Below are 13039 nucleotides of genomic sequence, written 5' to 3'. Positions count from 1 at the left end.
CCACTTCCACCAGGAGAGGGGAGCTCCCGCATGCCCCCGCACGCACGGCTCGCCGCCCAGCTCGCCCCCGCCACCACGGCCCTGCTGACCGTCGAATGCCAGCGCGGCGTCGTCGGCGAGGACAGCGCGCTGCCCGAACTCGCCCAGGCCACACGGGAGTCAGGGGTGCTGCGGCGCGTCGCGCAGCTCGCCGGTGCCGCGCACGGTGCCGGCGTGCAGGTGCTGCACGCGATCGCCGAGCGGCGCCCGGACGGGCGGGGCTCCGGCCGCAACGCACGGCTCTTCCGCGCCGCCGAGCGGCTCCCCGTACGGCAGGAGCCCGGCTCGCCCGCCGTTCAGGTCGCCGAACCCCTCCCCGTCACCGAGCGTGACCTGGTGGTACGGCGGCTGCACGGCCTCTCGCCCCTCGCGGGCACGGAGGTCGACGCACTGCTGCGGAACCTGGGGATCCGCACACTCGTCGTCACCGGCGTCTCGGCGAACGTGGCCGTGCCCAACGCGGTCTTCGACGCCGTCAACCTCGGCTACACCGCCGTGATCCCCGCCGACGCCATCGCGGGCGTACCCGCCGACTACACGCCCGCCATGGTCCGGCACACCCTCGCTCTCGTGGCGACGGTCACCACGGCGGACGCGGTCCGCGCCTGCTGGGAGGCCGTGTCCGCCGGTGTCACCGCCCCGCCGCTGTGATCACCCCGGTGCCTTCGGCCGGAGGGGAGGGAGCCGGTCAGGGACGGTATCCTGGCCCGAGCGGTGGTCCCCGACCGCCGCGACGGCGGTGGGGCCCGCCGTAACCGAACCGCGGCGAGGGCGCCGCCAACGGTCCCTACTTGTGCACGCGCACGCCTGCCTGCACGGGCGTGCCCGACGAGTAGGAGACGACACATGGCCGGACACGGCCGAGGCCCGCACCCCGTGCCGAACGAACCCGTCGACCCGGATGTCGACCTGCGCGTCCCCGCCCAGCGCGACGAGCTGCGCCGGCGACACGCCCCCGTCGTGGCCGCCGTCTCCCTCGGCGGCGGCATCGGGGCCGCCGCCCGCTACGGAGCCTCCCTGCTGTGGCCGACACAGGCCGGGACCTTCCCGTGGACCACACTGCTGGTCAACGTCACCGGCTGCGCGCTCATCGGCCTGTTCATGGTCGTGCTCACGGAGCTTCGATCGGCCCACCGGCTCCTGCGGCCCTTCTTCGGCACCGGCGTTCTCGGCGGCTTCACGACGTTCTCCACCTACGCCACCGACATCCAGCGCCTCATCGAGGAAGGCAGCCCCCGCACGGCCCTCGCCTGTCTCGGCCTCACGGTGGCCGGTGCCGTGGCGGCCGTGTGGGCGGCGGCGTCGCTGACGCGACGGGCCCTCGCCTGGAGGCAGCGGTGAGGCGCGCCATCGGCGGCCCGTCCGCCCGACCACGACCGGGAGGTCCGCGATGAACTGGCTGCTCGTGATCGTCGGGGCGATGGCCGGCGCACCGCTGCGGTATCTGACGGACCGCGCGGTGCAGTCCCGGCACGACACCGTCTTCCCCTGGGGCACCTTCACCGTCAACGTCGCAGGCAGCCTGCTCCTGGGCCTGATCACCGGCGCCGCCACCGCGGGGGCGGCCTCCACACACACCCAACTGCTCCTGGGCACCGGCCTGTGCGGAGCCCTCACCACCTACTCCACCTTCTCCTACGAGACGCTGCGCCTCGCGGAGAACGGTGACCGGTTCTTCGCCGCCGCCAACGTCGCGGCCGGCGTCGCGGCCGGTCTCGGAGCGGCCTTCACCGGAGCCGCGCTCGCCCACGCCATCTGGGCGTGAGGCTGCGGAGCCGGGGCATGCGGCCGGATGCCCCGGCTCGCAGCCGTACGGGCCGGGCCCGCAGCCGCACAGCGCACACTCACGTATCGGTAAAGTCGTCTCCCGCTTCGCGCTCGCGCATGGGTCGGCGCTCCACGTCGGCCCATGCCGCCGCCGTACGTGAGCACCGCGCGCTGCTCGGCGTACGTGGACACCGCGCGCTGCCCGGTGAGAGCGCCGGTCGCCGTCCTCCTGTCGGGCACGGGTCCGAAGGCACCGGGGTCGGGATCTTCCGCGTGCTGAGAACCGCCACCGCCTGGCGGACACCGCCCCCCACCGCGTCTCCCCGGAAAGGAACATCCTCACTGTGCTTGTCGCTCGCTCAGTCGCCCTGTTCGTCGTGGCCGCCCTGTTCGAGATCGGGGGTGCCTGGCTGGTCTGGCAGGGCGTCCGCGAGCACAAGGGCTGGGTGTGGATCGGCGCCGGCGTCGTCGCGCTCGGTCTCTACGGCTTCGTGGCGACCCTCCAGCCCGACGCCCACTTCGGGCGCATCCTCGCCGCCTACGGCGGGATCTTCGTGGCCGGGTCGCTCGTCTGGGGCATGGTCGCCGACGGATACCGGCCCGACCGCTTCGACGTCATCGGCGCTCTGGTCTGCCTCGTGGGCATGGCCCTCATCATGTACGCGCCGCGCGGCCGTTGACGGCGCGCCGCTGCCCTGCCGCCGCTGCTGTCGCGGAGCGGTCGACATGTCTCAGCCGCTTGGCCGCTTGGTGTGCATGCCAACCGCTCGCATGCGCCGCACGGTTCAGACACGCCCGGTATCGAGTCCCGGGGTGCGGGCGGCGGACCGGAGTGCCTGTCGAATAAAAATGCCGAGACGGCAAAGTTGCTGAGTAGGCATCTTCAGCTCTATCGTGACGTCATGTCCGATGAGCCGGCGCTGGGTCTGCGTGAGCGCAAGAAGAGCGACACTCGGAAGGCGCTGAGCGACGCCGCCGTGGAGTTGCTGTACGAGCGCGGTCTGAAGAACCTCGTGCGGGAGGACATCGCGGCCCGGGTCGGCGTGTCACCGCGCACGTTCGGCAACTACTTCGCCAGCAAGTACGAGGCCTTGGCCTACCGGCTGGGTGACCGGATGCGCCGCAGCGCCGAGCTGCTGCGGGCCCGCCCCGCGGACGAGCCGCTGTGGACGGCGATCGCCGAGGCCGTGGTCGAGCCGCTGCGGGCGGACGGAGCGCCGTTCGGGCGGCCGACACGTGAGCAGCTCGTCGAGTTGCGCGAGTTGACCCTGATGCCTCAGATGCAGGAGGCCATGGCGCGGGCGTCGGTCGACGCTCTCGTCGACGCGATCGCCGCACGCACGGGCACCGACGCGCGCAACGACCTGTATCCGCGACTCGTCGCGCGCGTGACCGTCACCGCGGTGAACACCGTGCTGGACCGCTATGTGCACGCGGACGAGCCCGTGAAGGTCCCCGACCTGCTCCGCGAGGTGATCACCCGCATCTCGGAAGGGCTGCCGCCGCCCGAGCGGTGACCGGCAGCGGCCGCCCCACGGGGGCGGGCAGCGCGCCGGCTGACCGACGCAGCAGGCCGCGTGGGCGATTCCGAGCCCGTGGGGAGGGGACGAGCCGCCATGTCAGACACAACCGCCGAAGGGGAGGCCGAGGCGGGGCCGACGGTGTCCGCGGCGGGCAGCGACCGCCACCTCAAGCTCGGCGTCGGCGGCCTCCTGCTCGGCATGTTCCTCGGCATGATGGACAACTTCATCGTGAGCACCGCACTGCCGAAGATCGTGGCGGACCTGGGCGGGCTGACGTCCCTGGCCTGGGTGATCACGGCGTACTCGCTGGCCATCGCGGCGTCCACGCAGATCTGGGGCAAGCTGAGCGACCTGTACGACCGCAAGGTGATCTACCTGTTGTCGGTGGCGCTCTTCCTGGCCGGGTCGATGCTGTGCGGCCTGGCGCAGGACATGGCCCAGCTGATCGTGTTTCGCGCCCTGCAGGGGTTCGGAGCCGGCGGGCTGGTGGTCGGCGCCCTGTCGATCACCAGCGTGCTGCTGACCCCGCAGGAGTCGGCGAAGGCCGGGTCGTGGACCGGGCTGCTGATGGGGGTCTCACTCGTCGGCGGGCCGCTGATCGGTGGCCTGGTCACCGACGCGTGGAGCTGGCACTGGATCTTCTACATCAACGTGCCGTTCGGCATCCTCTGCGTTCTCGCGACGCTCGTCGGCGTCCGCCTGCCCGCCGCGCCGAAGCCGAGGAAGAAGGTGCGGATCGACTACCTCGGCATGGTCCTGCTGACCGCGGGCGTCGTGTGCCTGACGCTCGTGACGACCTGGGCGGGAAACAGCTACGCGTGGGGGTCCTCGCGGATCATCGGCCTCGCCACCGCCGGAGTGCTCGCGCTGGCCGCGCTGGTGTGGGTGCAACAGCGGGTGGCCGAACCCGTTGTGCCGCTGCGGCTGTTCCGGCACCGCAACTTCGCCCTCGCGCAGATCCTGGGCTTCGTCTTCGGCGCGGCCATGGTCGTGCCGGTCACCTTCCTGCCGTTGTACGCCCACAACGCCAAGGGTGTCAGCTCGATCGGCAGCGGCCTCCTGCTGCTCCCGATGATGGCCGGGATGGTGTCGATGATGAGGACGGGGTCGGCGTGGATCCGCCGCACCGGACGCTTCCGCATCCTCCCGATCACCGGCAGCGCGGCCCTCACGGTCGGCATGGTCCTGCTGCTCCTGCTCAGCCCGGGGACGAACACACTGCTCGGCGCCCTGTACGTCGTGCCGATCGGCGTCGGGCTCGGCTGCCTCGTCCAGAACACGGTGCTGATCTCCCGTACGGCCGTCGAACCGCGCGACATGGGGGCTGCCATGGGAGTGGGTTCGCTGACCCGGACACTCGGCACGGGCATGGGGGTGGCGCTCTTCGGGGCGCTGTACGCCGGCCGGCTGAGCGGCAGCCTGACCGACAGGATCGGTGCGCGGGACGCGTCCTCACTGGTCGCCTCCGGCAGTGACGACCAGGTGGAGTCGCTCGGCCGGATCCCGGCGCGGGTGCAGGAGGCGTGGGCGAGCGCGGTGACCGACGGCCTGCACGTGGTGGCGCTCGCCGGTGTGGTCGCCGGCATCGTCGCGGTGGTGTCCGCGGTTCTCGTCCGCGAGGTTCCGCTCGGCCCTCCGCCGGCGCCTCCCCGAAGCTCCTGACCGCCGGCACGGGTCACGGCGAAGCAGGTCGGCTGGCTTCGTCAACGTGCAGGGACGGCGTTTGCCGACGAGTGCCGACGGCGATCAGTGGCCAGAGAGCCCGCGAGTGTGAGCGGGGCCGAGTAGCGGTGGGCGCGGACCGGAATCCGGCCGTAGCGGTCGACCCGCCGTTCGAATACTCGACCTGTCTCGAACGGTTCGCCGGGCAGCGGACCGGTCTCCGTGCGGTCCGATGGCTGCGGTGCGCAGCGCACGACTCCTGTTCGAGGGACGACTCCGGGGCGAGAGCGTGCACTTCAGGAGACGGCGCCCTCCGTCCAGGCGCGCTTGAGGATCTCGTCCACGGTCTCGTCCACCGTCTGGCCCGAGGTGTCCAGCCACAGCCCGATCCGCGAGGTGCTCTGGCGCAGCACCGCGTCCAGGTCCCGGGGCTGCCAGTCCGGGCCGTACCCGGTCTTGGCGCGCTGCTGCTCCCGCTCCAGCACCGCGTCGGGGTCCGGTGCCAGTACGACCACGGCCAGCGGCCGGCTCTTGATCATCTCGGCCATCTCCGCCAGGTGCTCGCCCAGCACGATGTCCTGGACGATCGCGGTGAAGCCCGCCGCGCAGTACGCGTCGGCGGACGCCGCGGCCAGTCGGTACCGGAGCCGGAGCTGGGCGAGCGCCTCCGGGTCCGGCTCAGCGGTCATGTTCACCTGGCCGCCCACGATCATGCGGCGGAAGGAGTCGCCGCGCACGTGGGCCGACCGGTCCAGTCGCTCGGCCAGGGCCTGCGCGACGGAGGACTTGCCCGCCGCGGAGATGCCCGAGATGACGATGACGCCGTTGCCTTCCCCACCGCACCGGGCCGGGGAGTTCTCGGTCATGAGGTGGGGTGGTTCCTCTCTTGTGTCGCGTCGCGCGATGCCGCGGCGCGTGGAAACGTGGACGGAAATGCCCGGTGGCGAAGAATTCAGTACGCCCCACGTGCCCGGCTTCGGTTCCCGGCGCATGCGCAGACCATAGCGTGCGGCGACCATCCGCAGATACTCGATACAACTGGCAATCGCGTACGTCGACTGGCGGCGACGTCGAACCGCGTGTCCTCGGTGGGTAAGTGAGTAGCGGCTGCTGAGAACTTTTCGTCGGGGCTGTAGATCTCCTGCCAAATGTCGACGTGCTCGAAGAGGTAGTTCGACTGCCGCGGGGTGATGGCCCGGCAGCACCACCCGATCGAGTGCGGCACGATGTCGAAGCCGAGGTGGGCGCCCTCGGTCAACACCCGGTCGAGCGGCACCGCGATGCGCCCCGGCCCGGCAGACGGTCGGCCAGGCTGTCCGGAACGGAGAGTTCGTCTTTCACCATATCCGGATACTCGAACACCTGAACTCGCCCTTTCTCGACGTGTCCTGTCCCAGGTGACGCGCGTGCGCGGGCGCCGAGATGAGTGAGGCCGATGTGTGTGCTGGCCGCGATCATGGGATTGGGCGATCCCCAGACTCACGACCGCGGAATTGCCGATCGATTCCACCACGCTGTGTGCCCTTCACGTGCGGGATCAGGGCCTGGCTGTCGTGGACGTTGGCCCCCGAGATGCCGACGGACAGGGGCAGACCGGTCCGCTCGGTGATCAGGTGGATCTTCGAGCCGGACTCGCCCCGGTCAACAGGGTTCGGACCCGCCAGGTCCCCCGTTTCAGAATCCGCATGTTCACCGAGTCGATCGCACGCCGCGACCAGTCCAGGTCGCCACAGGCACCGAGTTCGTCGAGGACCAGACGGTGCAGCTGGCCCAGATCTCTGGCCTTCGTCCACTCAGTGAACCTGCGGTGGGCCGTCGCGCCCGACGGCCCGAAGGACGCCGCCGGCAACTGCTGCCACGTGCAGCCCGAGGTCGCCACGCACGCGATCGCAGCCAGCACCTCACGGTCGCCGTCGCGGCGCCGGCCGCCTCCCTGTGGCCGTGACGGCGCCTCAGGAACCACCCGCTGAAACAGCTCCCACAACTCCTCGGGCACCATCCGCTCAACGATCCCCACGCTAGGAGGCTGCCGACCCTAGTGGAAAGGTCCGTGGTCAGCGGGATCTTCAGACGTCGGGCAGCGCGGCCGGAGCGGACGCCTCACCCTCGGGTCGACGCCCCCTTGACCGGAGTGAGCACTCACTCCGATACTTGTGGCCATGACGACAACATCAAGTCGGCGAAGAGCGCCGGCAATGGGTCCCGACAGTCGCCGGGAGATGATCGTTCGTGCTGCGCTTCCCTCGTGCGAGGTGGCCGTCCCGGCAGCTCGGAGGCCCCGCCCGAGCGTGCGGCAGGTTCCCTGCCCGTGCGAAAGGCGCTGGCCGAACTCTTCGAGCCTGAGCGGGAGTCGCTGCGGTCGCCTCCCGAGCAGGCAGCACTGATCTTCCTGGGGCCGCTGTTCGTCGGGGCTGGCAGGCCGCCGGCAGGAGGCGAGCCAGCGGATCCGTCGACGCACTGGGGAGTGCGCGACCTCGTCGACGTCTTCCTGCACGGCGTCCTGTCCCAGCCGGCCGAGAACTGAGAGGCGAAGCATGCCCATTACGCTGAACCACACCATTGTCCCAGCCGTCGACAACGAGACGGCAGCACGCTTCTTCGCCTCCGTCATGGGGCTGGAGTATCGAGGTGCACATCGGCATTTCGCGCCGGTGCAGGTCAACGATTCTCTGACGCTGGACTTCATGTCCGTCGAGAACCCGGTCGGCCATCACCTGGCCTTCGACGTGGACCCCTCGTCCTTCGACGCCATCCTCGCCCGGCTCCACGCCGCCGGGGCGCCCTACGGCAACGATCCCAGCGAGCCCGACAACGGCCGGATCGATCACCCGTTGTGCCCTCGTGGCCTGTACTTCACCGACGACGCCGGGAACCTGTACGAGGTTATGTCCCCCAGGTAGCGGCCGACCGGAACTGCGATCCACATCCCGCTCAACGGTGACAGCCGTGCTCAGCCACCACACCTTGCCGACGGTAATGGCCGGCCCGGGCTCGGGCTTGTCAGCGGCGCCGCCAGTCGAACCAATCGAGCCGGCGAGTCGCATGGTGGACGGGCCGGATAGTCGTAGAAGCGAGACCCCTTGGCACCCGCCCCGGCGGAAAGCTCCTGCCGGGCTCGCTTCGGCAGCCGTTTGGCCAGGCTGTCTGCCCGGAAACGGCCTGCGCCAGCGGGGACTTCGGCCGAGCAGACGACGGCCAGTACGTAGCTCACGCCGCGTGCTTCCAGAGCCGTCCGCAGCTTCGCGTTGCCGCCGTGGACCTCCAACCGGCCGCCATCCGAGTCCGTGGTGAGGTAGGAAGGATTGGCCACTGCACCGGTGGTGTGCACTACCTGTACGGCTCCTGCCGTGGGCTCCACCTGGGCGATAGTGATGCCGTGGCCTCCAGAGGAGGTGAACGACCCGATGTGCGCGAGCATGCCGGCAGGCCCCCTCATGGTGGCGCGCGACGGCTATACCTCAGGCCAATGGCTAGGTGCTGCACCCACCGGCACGAGGTGTGGCATGCGCTGAGGACGCTCTTCGAGCGCCGAGCAGCGGTCGCATCGACAACCCTCAGGTCGCCGTCTGGACGAGGACGGGAAGGGTCGCCGGCCCGTGGACCAAGCGGGTCGGCCGCCAGGCCACTTGCTCCGGAGGTACGGCGAGTCGGATCTCCGGGAAACGGGCGAAGACCGCTCGCAGGGCGAGTTCCGCCTCCGCGCGGGCCAGTGGTGCGCCCACGCACCGGTGGATCCCGTGGCCGAAGGCGAGGTGACCGCCGGCGTTGCGGCCGAGGTCGAGCCGGTCGGGGGAGGCGAAGCGCTCGGGGTCGCGGTTGGCGGACCCGATGGCCACCGCAACCGGGGCGCCGGCCGGGATCTCGACACCGCCCAGCGCGAGGGGCTCCGTCGTGTACCGGAACGTGGCGGTGCTGACGGGGGAGGCGTGGCGCAGCATCTCGTCCAGCGCGCCTGGCACGAGATCCGGATCCCTGCGCAGCCGTTCCAGGTCGGCGGGCTGCTGGAGGAGCGCGAGGAGGGCGGAACCCAGGAAGTTGGTCGTGGTTTCGTGGCCGGCGACCAGGAGGAGGACGGCGAGGGAGACCAGTTCCTCCTCGCTGAGCTGCTCTGCACCGTCCCGGGCCAGGATGAGGTGGTCGAGGAGCGCGTCGCCCGGGCGGTCCCGCTTCTCGGCGATGAGGCCCGTCATGTACGCGGCGATCTCGTGCGAGGCCGCGTCGATCCGCTCAGGGTGGCCCGCCGCGAAGAGGTCGGCGGACCAGCGCTGGACCTGCGGCCGGTCGGCCTCGGGTACGCCGAGCAGCTCGCAGATCACCGTGACGGGAAGAGGCATGGCCAGGTCCGCGATCACGTCGACCCGACCAGAGGCGGGCCACTGGTCCAGGAGGGCGGCGGTCACCTGCGCGATGAACGGGCGCAGCGCGTCGACCGCGCCCGTGGTGAACGTCTTGGTGACCAGCTTGCGCAGGCGGGTGTGGCGCGGAGGGTCGCTGGCCAGCATGCTCCGCGCCACGGCGGGGTGCAGCCGACGCCTGGACCCCTTGTCGGCGAAGAAGGCGGCGGTGTCCTTCGACAAGCGCGGGTCGCCGAGCGCCTGCCTGGCCTCCGCGTATCCGGTGACGAGGTAACTGGTGTGCCCGGACGTGCCGCTCCGCACTCGCTGGACAGGGCACGTGGGCTGCTGGGCGCCACCAGGGCTGTACGGGTCTTGCTGACCCTGCGGGGATTTCTTCACATGGCCAGACTCCTCTCCTCTCGACACGTTCGTCACCCGCGACGCGGGAAACGCGTCACCCGCGAGGTGGGTCGGCCCCTCCCCGAGGGGATCATCGCGGGGCGAAGGAGGAGGTCGCCCGGCTCAGGGAACGAGGACGATCTTCCCCTTCACTCGCCCGCTCCCGATGAGCCGGTGGGCCTCGGTCACCTCCGTCAGCGGCAACGCGTGCTCGATGTGCACCCGCAGTCGGCCCTGCTCGATCAGTTCGTTGAGCTTCTCCAACGAGGCGTAGTCAGGCTCGACGCCGAGACTGACGCATCGCGCGCCGTTCCGTCACGCCTGGCACAGCCGCAGCACGGGTGGCGCTCACCAGGACCCCGCCGGGCCGCAACACCTGCATCACCCGTTCCGCGTCGGGCCCCGCGACCAGACCGAAGAGGACCTCGGCCTCTCCCACGGCCGCCGCGACATCGGTGCTGGTGTAGGTGACGGCCTCGTCGGCGCCGAAGCCGCGCACGAACGCGTGCTTGTCTTCTCGCGCCGTCCCGATGACGTACGCGCCCCGCGTCTTGGCGATCTGCACCGCCAGGTGTCCCGTCCCGCCTGCCGCCCCGAGAATCAACACCCGCTGCCCGCTCGCCACCCTCGCCGTGTCCACCAGCCCTTGCCAGGCGGTGAGTGCGGCCATCGGCAGCGCCGCGGCCTCGACATGGGTGAGAACGGCAGGCTTGTGGGCCAGTTGGCGGGGCGGGGCGACGACGTACTCGGCGTAGCCGCCGCCGCGCCACGGGAAGTGCACCAGTCCGTAGAGCTCGTCGCCCGGTGCGAAGCGGGTGACGCCGGGCGTGACCGTCTCGACCACTCCCGACACATCCCAGCCCGGGATGAACGGCAGCGCTCCCCAAGGCACGGCGCCTTAGCGGAACTTCGCGTCCACCGGATTCACGCCGGCTGCCTTCACCCGCACCAGCACCTCGCGGGCTCTCGGCCGGTGCACGGGCGGAGAACCCCTAGGTGTGCTGTCCCGGGAGGTTGGTGACGGGGACACGCCGCGTCGCGTCCCCTACCTGCCCTGAGTCCTCACGTGTCCGCTCATGCCCGTTTGTTGACACGCCCCCTCCTCAACTGGAGACTCGCGTCACAAAGAGGGCGATGTGAGGATGCGGATGCAGCCGTTGCACACCGGTGACCCCGACTCCATCGGCGGCTACCGTCTGGAGGGGCGGCTGGGGGCCGGTGGGATGGGCCAGGTCTTTGTCGGCTCCTCCCCGTCCGCGGAGGGGCGCAAGGTAGCGGTCAAGGTCATCCGTCCCGAGTACGCTGAAAATCCGCAGTTCCGCGCGCGATTCACCAGGGAAGTTGAGGCTGCGCGCAAAGTCGGAGGAATCCACACCGCGCAGGTCGTCGACGCCGACACGCAAGCGGATTCCCCTTGGCTGGTCACGGAATTCATCGCGGGCCCTTCGCTGCACGAGATGGTCGGCAAGGGCGGACCGCTCACACCGGAAAAGGTACGCCTGCTCGGTGCGGGGCTCGCTGAGGGACTCGCCGCGATCCACCGCTGCGAACTGATCCACCGGGACCTGAAGCCCGGCAACGTGATCATGGCAAGCGACGGGCCGCAGATCATCGACTTCGGTATCGCCCGCTCAGCGGACGCTTCCGCCCTCACGTCTGTCGGCGCGGTCGTGGGGACGTTCGCGTTCATGTCGCCCGAGCAAGTGCGGGCGGAGCCGGCCGTACCAGCGAGCGACGTGTTTTCGCTGGGATGCGTCTTGGGCTTCGCCGCCACCGGCCACAGTCCGTTCGACGCGGACTCCGTCCCTGGCATCGTGCACAAAATCATCAACCGGCCGCCCGAGCTTGATGACCTCCAAGGCGACGTGCGCGAGGTAATCGCCGCCTGTCTGGTCAAGGATTCCACGCGACGGCCGTCCGTGGCCGAGATTACTGCGCGGCTGACCGCCCAGGGCTTAGACGCTGAGCGGAGTGCGGACCATACAGCGATGACCGCCGCGCTGGCGGTCGCGCTGCCCCAGACAGTCCTGGCGACCGTGGAGAGCCCTGAGCGCCTGGAAGGCCCGGCCGTCCCTCAGACTGGAGGTCTCCAGCGGCGCACGCTGCTCCTGGCTGCGCTCGGTGGAGTCGGTGTGGCGGGTGCGGGCATAGGAGCTGCGCTGTGGCCAGATTCCAACAGCAAGGACGCCGGCGGCAACCCGGGGGACACCTCGACTCGTAAGGCATCGGCTTCCCCGGCGGCTCTCTCCCACCCACTCGCCACATTCAAAAGCGTCGGCGCGTGGTCGCTGGCCTTCAGTCCCGACGGCACAAAACTGGTCAGTATCGGTCACACCGAAAGCTCTCCTTCCAAGACCTTCATCCGGCTGTCAGACGCGGTCACCGGCCACACGATCACGACTCTGTCCGAGGGCGACCTCGACTACACGTCCCTGGCACTCAACAAGGACGGCGGCGTCCTGGCCGTCTCGGGGCACAGGCGTGAGGGGAAGCTCAGGGAGAAGGCGCAGGTCCAGCTGTGGGACATGGCCGCGCGTCGGGTCACCTCGGTTTTCGACGGCTACGGCGAGGACTGCACGGTGGCCTTCAGTCACGACGGCACAACACTGGCCATCAGCGGACAGAAGGATGCCACGGAGCACTTCCGCGCCTTCATCGAATTCCGGGACACAGACACACGCCGCGTCATCGGCAGCTTCGACATCGGTGGGGCCGACGACAGGCCGGCCACCGCGATGGCTTTCAGCCCCGACGGCCAGTACCTGGCCGCCGGGTCGTCGGGCAAGAATGTTTCACTCTGGGATGTGGTCAAGGGGCGCGAAAAACTTGGCACGATTCTCCCTAAGGCGGGCGCTTCGGACGGGATCGCCTTCAGCCCCGACGGCAAGAACGTCGCCGTCGGCAGCGCCTTCATCGCACCCACCCTGTGGGACACCAGTACCGGCAACACCTCTCGTATCGAGGCGGCCGTCGGTGTCGCCCCGGTGGCGTTCAGCCCGGACGGGAAGACCCTGGCGCTGGGGGGCTCGGCCGGCAGCGACACCGTGTGGTTGTGGGACGTCGCGCGTCGCCGGGTGACCGCCACCCTGAGGGGCGACGCAGACGACCCCGGACCCGCGTCCCTGGCGTTCAGCCCGGACGGCAGGACGTTGGCCTTCGGTATCAGGCTGTACTCCTCGAGCGGTGAGGACGCCGGATCCCTCGTACGCCTCTGGAGGCTCCCCTGACCTCCCCAGGCGCCGGGTGTGCGGCGGCCCTCGGCGCTGGGGTACTGGAGGCCCGGCCCCCGCCCCGGCTCCTTGGCCGGGGCCG

At 70.3% G+C, this 13039-nt stretch carries 14 protein-coding genes and 3 pseudogenes; 9 read left to right on the top strand and 8 right to left on the bottom strand.

All coding sequences use genetic code 11. The annotated features are described in order from the left end of the window. Positions 1 to 30 precede the first annotated feature (30 nt). The 6 genes from MMF93_RS04075 (at position 31) to MMF93_RS04050 (ending at position 4991) form a co-directional block, all read left to right on the top strand. Positions 31 to 690 (top strand): cysteine hydrolase family protein, encoded by a 660-nt coding sequence (locus tag MMF93_RS04075; RefSeq protein WP_242749617.1) that lies wholly within the window; start codon positions 31 to 33, stop codon positions 688 to 690. Between the two features lie 195 nt (positions 691 to 885). Then, the gene (locus MMF93_RS04070; RefSeq protein ID WP_242749615.1) at positions 886 to 1380 is read left to right on the top strand and encodes a fluoride efflux transporter FluC; all 495 of its coding nucleotides are present in this window, start codon (positions 886 to 888) and stop codon (positions 1378 to 1380) included. A 49-nt stretch (positions 1381 to 1429) separates the two neighbouring features. Continuing rightward, the gene (gene crcB, locus MMF93_RS04065; RefSeq protein WP_242749613.1) at positions 1430 to 1804 is read left to right on the top strand and encodes a fluoride efflux transporter CrcB; all 375 of its coding nucleotides are present in this window, start codon (positions 1430 to 1432) and stop codon (positions 1802 to 1804) included. Positions 1805 to 2150: 346 nt separating this feature from the next. Beyond that, positions 2151 to 2486 carry a YnfA family protein gene (locus tag MMF93_RS04060; protein ID WP_242749611.1) on the top strand — a complete coding sequence of 112 codons (336 nt, stop codon included), beginning with the start codon at positions 2151 to 2153 and terminating at the stop codon, positions 2484 to 2486. Positions 2487 to 2708: 222 nt separating this feature from the next. Next, complete coding sequence (locus MMF93_RS04055; RefSeq protein WP_242749609.1) at positions 2709 to 3323, top strand: TetR/AcrR family transcriptional regulator; 615 nt, start codon at positions 2709 to 2711, stop codon at positions 3321 to 3323. A gap of 99 nt (positions 3324 to 3422) precedes the next feature. Continuing rightward, positions 3423 to 4991 carry an MDR family MFS transporter gene (locus MMF93_RS04050; RefSeq protein ID WP_242749607.1) on the top strand — a complete coding sequence of 523 codons (1569 nt, stop codon included), beginning with the start codon at positions 3423 to 3425 and terminating at the stop codon, positions 4989 to 4991. A gap of 41 nt (positions 4992 to 5032) precedes the next feature. Here the strand turns inward: MMF93_RS04050 and MMF93_RS33650 are convergent, their stop codons facing one another. The 3 genes and pseudogenes from MMF93_RS33650 to MMF93_RS04040 all read right to left on the bottom strand — a co-directional run. After that, positions 5033 to 5245, bottom strand: coding sequence for a Mu transposase domain-containing protein (locus MMF93_RS33650; protein WP_423835347.1), 213 nt, complete (start codon positions 5243 to 5245; stop codon positions 5033 to 5035). A gap of 42 nt (positions 5246 to 5287) precedes the next feature. Then, positions 5288 to 5857, bottom strand: a complete 570-nt coding sequence (locus MMF93_RS04045; RefSeq protein ID WP_242749605.1) for an AAA family ATPase — start codon at positions 5855 to 5857, stop codon at positions 5288 to 5290. 600 nt (positions 5858 to 6457) lie between these two features. Continuing rightward, positions 6458 to 6990, bottom strand: a pseudogene (locus tag MMF93_RS04040) (IS5 family transposase); the annotation flags it as partial. Positions 6991 to 7299: 309 nt separating this feature from the next. Between MMF93_RS04040 and MMF93_RS04035 the strand changes: the two are divergent. After that, a complete protein-coding gene (locus MMF93_RS04035; RefSeq protein ID WP_242749603.1) occupies positions 7300 to 7515 on the top strand; it encodes a hypothetical protein in 216 nt (71 codons plus the stop codon). A 10-nt stretch (positions 7516 to 7525) separates the two neighbouring features. Then, complete coding sequence (locus tag MMF93_RS04030; protein ID WP_242749601.1) at positions 7526 to 7891, top strand: VOC family protein; 366 nt, start codon at positions 7526 to 7528, stop codon at positions 7889 to 7891. Between the two features lie 158 nt (positions 7892 to 8049). Here MMF93_RS04030 and MMF93_RS04025 read toward each other — a convergent pair. The 5 genes and pseudogenes from MMF93_RS04025 to MMF93_RS04010 all read right to left on the bottom strand — a co-directional run. Further along, positions 8050 to 8253: pseudogene (locus tag MMF93_RS04025) on the bottom strand (IS701 family transposase); the annotation flags it as partial. Positions 8254 to 8265: 12 nt separating this feature from the next. Continuing rightward, a pseudogene (locus MMF93_RS33470) lies at positions 8266 to 8409 on the bottom strand (beta-propeller fold lactonase family protein); the annotation flags it as partial. A 136-nt stretch (positions 8410 to 8545) separates the two neighbouring features. Beyond that, positions 8546 to 9727 (bottom strand): cytochrome P450 family protein, encoded by a 1182-nt coding sequence (locus tag MMF93_RS04020; protein WP_423835346.1) that lies wholly within the window; start codon positions 9725 to 9727, stop codon positions 8546 to 8548. 123 nt (positions 9728 to 9850) lie between these two features. After that, positions 9851 to 9991 carry a zinc-binding dehydrogenase gene (locus MMF93_RS04015; protein WP_242749599.1) on the bottom strand — a complete coding sequence of 47 codons (141 nt, stop codon included), beginning with the start codon at positions 9989 to 9991 and terminating at the stop codon, positions 9851 to 9853. Positions 9992 to 10001: 10 nt separating this feature from the next. Further along, on the bottom strand, positions 10002 to 10619 hold the full coding sequence (locus MMF93_RS04010) for an NADP-dependent oxidoreductase (RefSeq protein WP_242749597.1): 618 nt from the start codon (positions 10617 to 10619) through the stop codon (positions 10002 to 10004). Between the two features lie 250 nt (positions 10620 to 10869). Here MMF93_RS04010 and MMF93_RS04005 point away from each other — a divergent pair, with 250 nt between their 5' ends. Then, entirely contained in the window at positions 10870 to 12954 is a 2085-nt protein-coding gene (locus MMF93_RS04005) for a WD40 repeat domain-containing serine/threonine protein kinase (protein WP_242749595.1), read from the top strand. Positions 12955 to 13039 lie beyond the last annotated feature (85 nt).

Source organism: Streptomyces tubbatahanensis (genome assembly GCF_022699385.1).
Taxonomy (GTDB): domain Bacteria; phylum Actinomycetota; class Actinomycetes; order Streptomycetales; family Streptomycetaceae; genus Streptomyces; species Streptomyces diacarni.
The sequence above is the reverse complement of the archived record's forward strand: the minus strand, read 5'-3'. Positions and strand labels throughout refer to the sequence as shown.

Excerpts from the sequence above, each read along its gene's own strand:
- MMF93_RS04075 (WP_242749617.1), top strand. The coding sequence starts at position 31 with ATGCCCCCGCACGCACGGCTCGCCGCCCAGCTCGCCCCCGCCACCACG.
- MMF93_RS04070 (WP_242749615.1), top strand. The coding sequence starts at position 886 with ATGGCCGGACACGGCCGAGGCCCGCACCCCGTGCCGAACGAACCCGTC.
- crcB (WP_242749613.1), top strand. The coding sequence starts at position 1,430 with ATGAACTGGCTGCTCGTGATCGTCGGGGCGATGGCCGGCGCACCGCTG.
- MMF93_RS04055 (WP_242749609.1), top strand. The coding sequence starts at position 2,709 with ATGTCCGATGAGCCGGCGCTGGGTCTGCGTGAGCGCAAGAAGAGCGAC.
- MMF93_RS04050 (WP_242749607.1), top strand. The coding sequence starts at position 3,423 with ATGTCAGACACAACCGCCGAAGGGGAGGCCGAGGCGGGGCCGACGGTG.
- MMF93_RS04045 (WP_242749605.1), bottom strand. The coding sequence starts at position 5,857 with ATGACCGAGAACTCCCCGGCCCGGTGCGGTGGGGAAGGCAACGGCGTC.
- MMF93_RS04030 (WP_242749601.1), top strand. The coding sequence starts at position 7,526 with ATGCCCATTACGCTGAACCACACCATTGTCCCAGCCGTCGACAACGAG.
- MMF93_RS04005 (WP_242749595.1), top strand. The coding sequence starts at position 10,870 with ATGCGGATGCAGCCGTTGCACACCGGTGACCCCGACTCCATCGGCGGC.